4 protein-coding genes and 1 pseudogene are annotated in these 4928 nt (G+C 74.0%); 3 read left to right on the top strand and 2 right to left on the bottom strand.

Going from position 1 to position 4928, the window contains the following annotated elements:
- Positions 1-92: 92 nt before the first annotated feature.
- Positions 93-1325, top strand: a complete 1233-nt coding sequence (locus L7D48_RS25820) for an aromatic acid exporter family protein (protein ID WP_237883033.1) — start codon at positions 93-95, stop codon at positions 1323-1325.
- A 166-nt stretch (positions 1326-1491) separates the two neighbouring features.
- Positions 1492-2523 (top strand): sigma-70 family RNA polymerase sigma factor, encoded by a 1032-nt coding sequence (locus L7D48_RS25815; protein ID WP_237883031.1) that lies wholly within the window; start codon positions 1492-1494, stop codon positions 2521-2523.
- A gap of 69 nt (positions 2524-2592) precedes the next feature.
- On the opposite strand, the pseudogene L7D48_RS29230 reads toward L7D48_RS25815, so the two are convergent.
- Positions 2593-2877: pseudogene (locus L7D48_RS29230) on the bottom strand (STAS domain-containing protein); the annotation flags it as partial.
- Positions 2878-3119: 242 nt separating this feature from the next.
- Here L7D48_RS29230 and L7D48_RS25805 point away from each other — a divergent pair.
- On the top strand, positions 3120-3869 hold the full coding sequence (locus L7D48_RS25805) for an SDR family oxidoreductase (RefSeq protein WP_237883029.1): 750 nt from the start codon (positions 3120-3122) through the stop codon (positions 3867-3869).
- Positions 3870-3950: 81 nt separating this feature from the next.
- Here the strand turns inward: L7D48_RS25805 and L7D48_RS25800 are convergent, their stop codons facing one another.
- Positions 3951-4775, bottom strand: coding sequence for a MerR family transcriptional regulator (locus tag L7D48_RS25800; protein ID WP_237883026.1), 825 nt, complete (start codon positions 4773-4775; stop codon positions 3951-3953).
- Positions 4776-4928: the final 153 nt, after the last annotated feature.

Raw genomic sequence — 4928 nt, 5'->3', positions numbered from 1 at the left:
GGAGGGACGGCCGGGTGGGGCGGTGGGAGGACACACGGTATCGATCTTCCCCGGGCGGGAAGGGCGGTAGTGTGCCTGAAGTTCCCGTACCCGTGATCGAGCTCGTGCGGCGGCGCAGGGAGCCGGCGGTCGTCCAGGCCCTCCGCTCCACGGCGGCCGCGACGCTCGCCTACTCCGCCGCCCTCTGGCTGACCGACGCACGGGCCCCGCTGCTGGCCCCGCTGACCGCGCTGCTGGTCGTCCAGGTCACCCTGTTCGCCACGATCACCAAGGGCATCACCCGGGTCAACGCCGTGGTGGCCGGGGTCACGGTGGCCGTCGGTTTCAGCGCCCTGGTGGGCCTGAGCTGGTGGAGTCTGGGCCTGCTCATCCTCACCTCCCTGGCCGTCGGGCACCTGGTGCGGGCCGGCGACTTCATCCCCGAGGTGGCGATCAGCGCCATGCTGGTGCTGGGGGTCTCCCATGCCACGGACCTGGCCCTGAGCCGGGTGCTGGAGACCCTGATCGGCGCCGCGGTCGGACTGCTGTTCAACTTCCTGTTCGTGCCTCCGGTGTGGGTGCAGCCCGCCGAGGAGGCGCTGGTGGACCTGGCCGGCCGGATGCGGCGGCTGCTGCTGCGCATGGGTGAGCAGCTGAGTACTCCCACCCCGGTGCACCGGGCGGCCGCCCGCCTCCACGAGGCGCGACGGCTGGACAACGACATCGCGCAGGTCGACGCCTCCCTCGTGCAGGCCGAGGAGAGCCTGCGCCTGAACCCCCGGGTCAAGGAGGCGCTGCTGTCCCGGGTCGTGCTGCGGACGGGCCTGGACACCCTGGAGATCTGCACCACCGTGATGCGCGCGATGTCGCGGACCCTCACCGACCTGGCCAGGGAGCGCGAGGAGGAGCCGCTGTTCCCGCACGAGGTGGCCGAGGCCGTGGAGGAGCTGTTCGGCAACGTCGCCGGAGCGGTGCAGAGCTTCGCCGTCCTGGTCACCAGCGCCGACAGCGCCAGCTCCGAGGAGGCGGAGGACCGGCTGGCGGCCGAGATGGAGGCCGGGCGCGCCGGGCGCGAGCGGGTCGCGCACCTGCTGCTCGCCCGCGTCCAGGAGCATCCGCGCCAGTGGCACCTGCTGGGGGCGCTGCTGTCGGAGTTCGACCGGGTGCTGGACGAACTGGACGTGGAGAAGCGCTCGACGCGTCTGGCGGAGGAGCTGGACCGCTACACCCGCGAGGAACGCGACCGGCACCCGATGCTGTACGAGCTCAAGCGCCGTTTCCGGCTGCCCCGCCGCCGCCGCCGTCGCCGCCGCCGCGGTCCCGACACCGAGCGGGCGGAGGTCTGAGCGCGTCCGGGCCGCGCCGGGCCGCGCCGGGGCGCGATTGTCAGTGGCCGGTGGTTTGCTGGAAAGCGGTCGGCCGGACCTCGGCGGGCCGGTCCGGAGGTGTGTTCCGTGCCTCCGCCACAGGGCGGAGCGCGCGGACGGGGAACGAGGGTCACAGGGGGCCCCGATGGGTGACGTGGCGACGGCGAGCGGCACGAAGGGCACGGCCACGCGCGAGTCCGCGGAGCCGGAGCCCGCGGAACTGCGGCTGGAACGGCACAGGGTGGAGCTGACGGGCTACTGCTACCGGATGCTGGGGTCGGCCTTCGAGGCGGAGGACGCGGTCCAGGAGACGATGGTGCGCGCCTGGCGCGCCCTGGACCGCTTCGAGGGGCGCTCCTCGCTGCGGTCGTGGCTGTACCGCATCGCCACCAACGTGTGCCTGGACATGCTCGGGGGCAGCCGGCGGCGCGCCCGCCCCATGGATCTGTCCTCCCCCTCGGGGGCGGAGAACCCGCCCGGGCCCGCACTCCCGGAGACCACCTGGATAGAGCCGATGCCCAGCGGCCGGATCCTGCCCGACGGCGATCCGGCCGAGACGGCCGTGGCCCGGGAGTCGGTCCGGCTGGCCTTCGTCGCGGCCCTCCAGCACCTGCCGCCCCGGCAGCGTGCGGTGCTGATCCTGCGCGAGGTGCTCGCCTGGCGGGCGAGCGAGGTCGCCGAACTGCTGGGCACCACGGTCGCGTCGGTCAACAGCGCGCTCCAGCGCGCCCGCGCCACGCTCGCCTCCGCCGAGGTCACCTCCGAGACCACCGCCGGCGGGAGCACGGACTCGATGGACGAGGAGCAGCGTGCGCTCCTCGCCCGCTACGTCAGCGCCTTCGAGGCATACGACCTCGACGCCCTCACCTCGGTGCTGCACGACGACGCGACGCTGTCGATGCCGCCCTACGAACTGTGGCTGCGCGGCCACGCCGACATACGGGCGTGGCTCACCGGGCACGGCGCGGGCTGCCGGGGGTCACGCCTGATTCCGGTCACGGCGAACGGCTGCCGGGCGTTCGGGCAGTACCGGCCGGATCCGGACGGCGGCTTCTCCCCCTGGGCGCTGCAGGTCGTCGAGGTGTCCGGCGGCCGGATCACCGCGCTCAACGCCTTCCTCGACACCGCGCGGCTGTTCCCCCTGTTCGGGCTGCCCGCGCGCCTCGCTCCCCGCTGAGTGTCCCCGGTACGGCGCCGCGCACGGGCCCGCTCCGGCGGTGGGCACCTCCTCGCCCAGCCCCGCCCAGGCGACAAGACTCAGCAGCTCCTCGCCGGCTTCACCCAGCCGTATCCGGCGGCCCAGGCGGCAGGCGGTGAGCTGCATCCGGACCAGTGCCTCGACGGTGACCATGTCCGCCGCGCAGAACTCCCCGGCTTCCACGACGACCGGGTCCGTCCGGGTGCGGCTCAGCACACGGCGCAGCCGCTCGCACAGCCGCGGTATGCCGGCGCGGGTGACCGGGCCGTCGGCGGCCAGTACGAGCGAGGCCGTCTCGCGGCCGGACGTCCGTGTCTCCTCATGAGCTGCCAAGACCGGGCCTCCTGGTCACGGGGGCTTTCGGGGTCACCGGGGCAGACCGGTCGGACGGGCGGAACTCATCGCCCCACCGCACGGCCGCCGGCGCGGCGGTCCCGTCCGCGGTACTCCGTCCGGGTGAAACGGGCGGTGTCCGTCCACCGCCCGGCGGGCGGCGCCCGTTTCGGCCTCCCCCCGGAGGGCACTCCGGCGCGGACGCCACAGCGGCCGCAGCGGCCGAGTGAGGAGGCAGCACCGTGGGCGGAGCGGTACGGCTGGATCTGGAGGGCAGGAACGCGCTGGTGACGGGCGGTGCCCGCGGCCTGGGCGCGTCCATCACCCGCCGCCTCGCACGGGCCAAGGCCGCCGTGCGGGTGGTGGACGTACGCCGCGAGGAGGGCGAGAAGTTCTGCGCCCGGCTCAGCGAGGAGGAGGGTGCGGACGTCCGCTTCCTGGAGGTGGACGTCCGCGATCCGGAGGCGGTCGAGGCGGCCTTCCGGGGGCTGGACGAGGCGTCCTGGCACCTGGACGTCCTGGTCAACAACGCCGCCGTGGACGTCTCCAAGCCGATCGAGCACCTGTCCGCCGAGGAGGTCACCCGGGTGGTCTCCACCAACCTGCTGGGGCCGATGTACATGTGTCTGGAGACCTACCGGCGCATGGTCGCCCGCGGCGGCGGACACATCGTCAACATCCTGTCCACCGCGTCCAACCGCACCTGGACCGAGGCCGGCCCGTACTCGGCCGGCAAGTCGGGGCTGCGCGCCTTCACCCACACCCTCTTCAAGGAGGCGCAGCGCGACTGCATCGGCATCGGGGTCACCGGGGTGATCGCGGGAGGCATGGAGACCCCGTTCGTGACGGAGCGCTTCCCCGACGCGGACACCTCCAAGCTGCAGAGCCCGGACATCGTGGCGGACGCGGTCATGTGCGCGCTGGCGGTCCCCGAGGGCAGCGTGATGCCCGAGGTGGTCGTGGTACCGCGCAGCGAGACCTCCTGGCCCTGACCGGCGCGGCGCACGCGGCGGGCCGGTGCCCGCTCCCGTCCCGCCGCAGGGGCGGGAGCGGGCACCGGCGTCGCACGGGGGTCAGGCCTGCGTGATCGGCTCCTGGAGCTCGGTCACCCACTTCTCCCTGTCCTGCGGGCACTCCAGGTACAGCTCCCGCGCGTAGCCGGCCGAGCGGTGCCCGCCGGCGTCGATCCAGCGGGCCAGCGCCTGGGCGGTGGGCATGACGCGGTCCATGGGGCCGCGGTGGACGATGGTGGCGGCCCGCTCGATGCCGGGCAGGTCCACGACCTCGAAGCCGTCCCCCGCACCGGCGCCGGCCGCGACCGTGATACCGGCGTGGACGACGACCGCGCCGCCCCCGCCGGGGGCGTCCTCGTACCAGGCGATGCCCGGCCCGGCCGCCTCCACTCCGGCCCGCTCCAGCAGGCTGCACAGTTCGTCGTACAGCGGCTGGACGACCGGGCCGATGTGCTCGGGCCCGAAGCTGTCGGCGATGCCGCTCAGCTCGGCCACCCGCACCGGCGGAATGCTCTTGACCACGACGTCCTCGGTGGGCATGTGTCCCTCGCTCTCGATGCTCCGGAGCCTCGCCTCGACCCGGGCCAGCCGCGCGGTGGCGGCCGCCACCGCGTCCTCCAGCTCCGCCCGCCGCAGTCTGAGCATCCCGCGCAGTTCCTCGGTGTCCGGGCGCTCGTCGAGGATCGTCCTCACCTGTTCGAGGGTGAAGCCGAGGTCCTTCAGCGCGATGACGCGGTTGAGCCGGGCGAGCTGGCCCGCCTCGTAGAAGCGGTAGCCGCTGACCGGATCGGTCCGGGCGGGGCGCAGCAGCCCGATCGCGTCGTAGTGCCGCAGCATGCGGACCGACACGCGGCCGTGTCTGGCGAAGTCTCCGATGTTGAACATGACGCCCTCCACTCCAGGGCCTCACACGGTGTCAGGGTCAAGCCCAGGCGGTGGAGGCGTCCCGAAGGGGTTCGCGAGGACCCCTCAGCCGCTGTGCCCGGGGCCGCCCGTTCCCGAGCCCGTGGAGGCCGCGGGGGCCGCGGGGGCCGCGGG

Origin of the sequence: Streptomyces sp. ICN903, from assembly GCF_022015835.1 — a bacterium.
GTDB classification, from domain to species: domain Bacteria; phylum Actinomycetota; class Actinomycetes; order Streptomycetales; family Streptomycetaceae; genus Streptomyces; species Streptomyces fenghuangensis.
Note: the sequence above shows the minus strand (reverse complement) of the source record. Positions and strands in the feature narration are given on the sequence as shown.

Coding starts and splice junctions, on each gene's coding strand:
- L7D48_RS25815 (WP_237883031.1), top strand. CDS start 1,492: ATGGGTGACGTGGCGACGGCGAGCGGCACGAAGGGCACGGCCACGCGC.
- L7D48_RS25800 (WP_237883026.1), bottom strand. CDS start 4,775: ATGTTCAACATCGGAGACTTCGCCAGACACGGCCGCGTGTCGGTCCGC.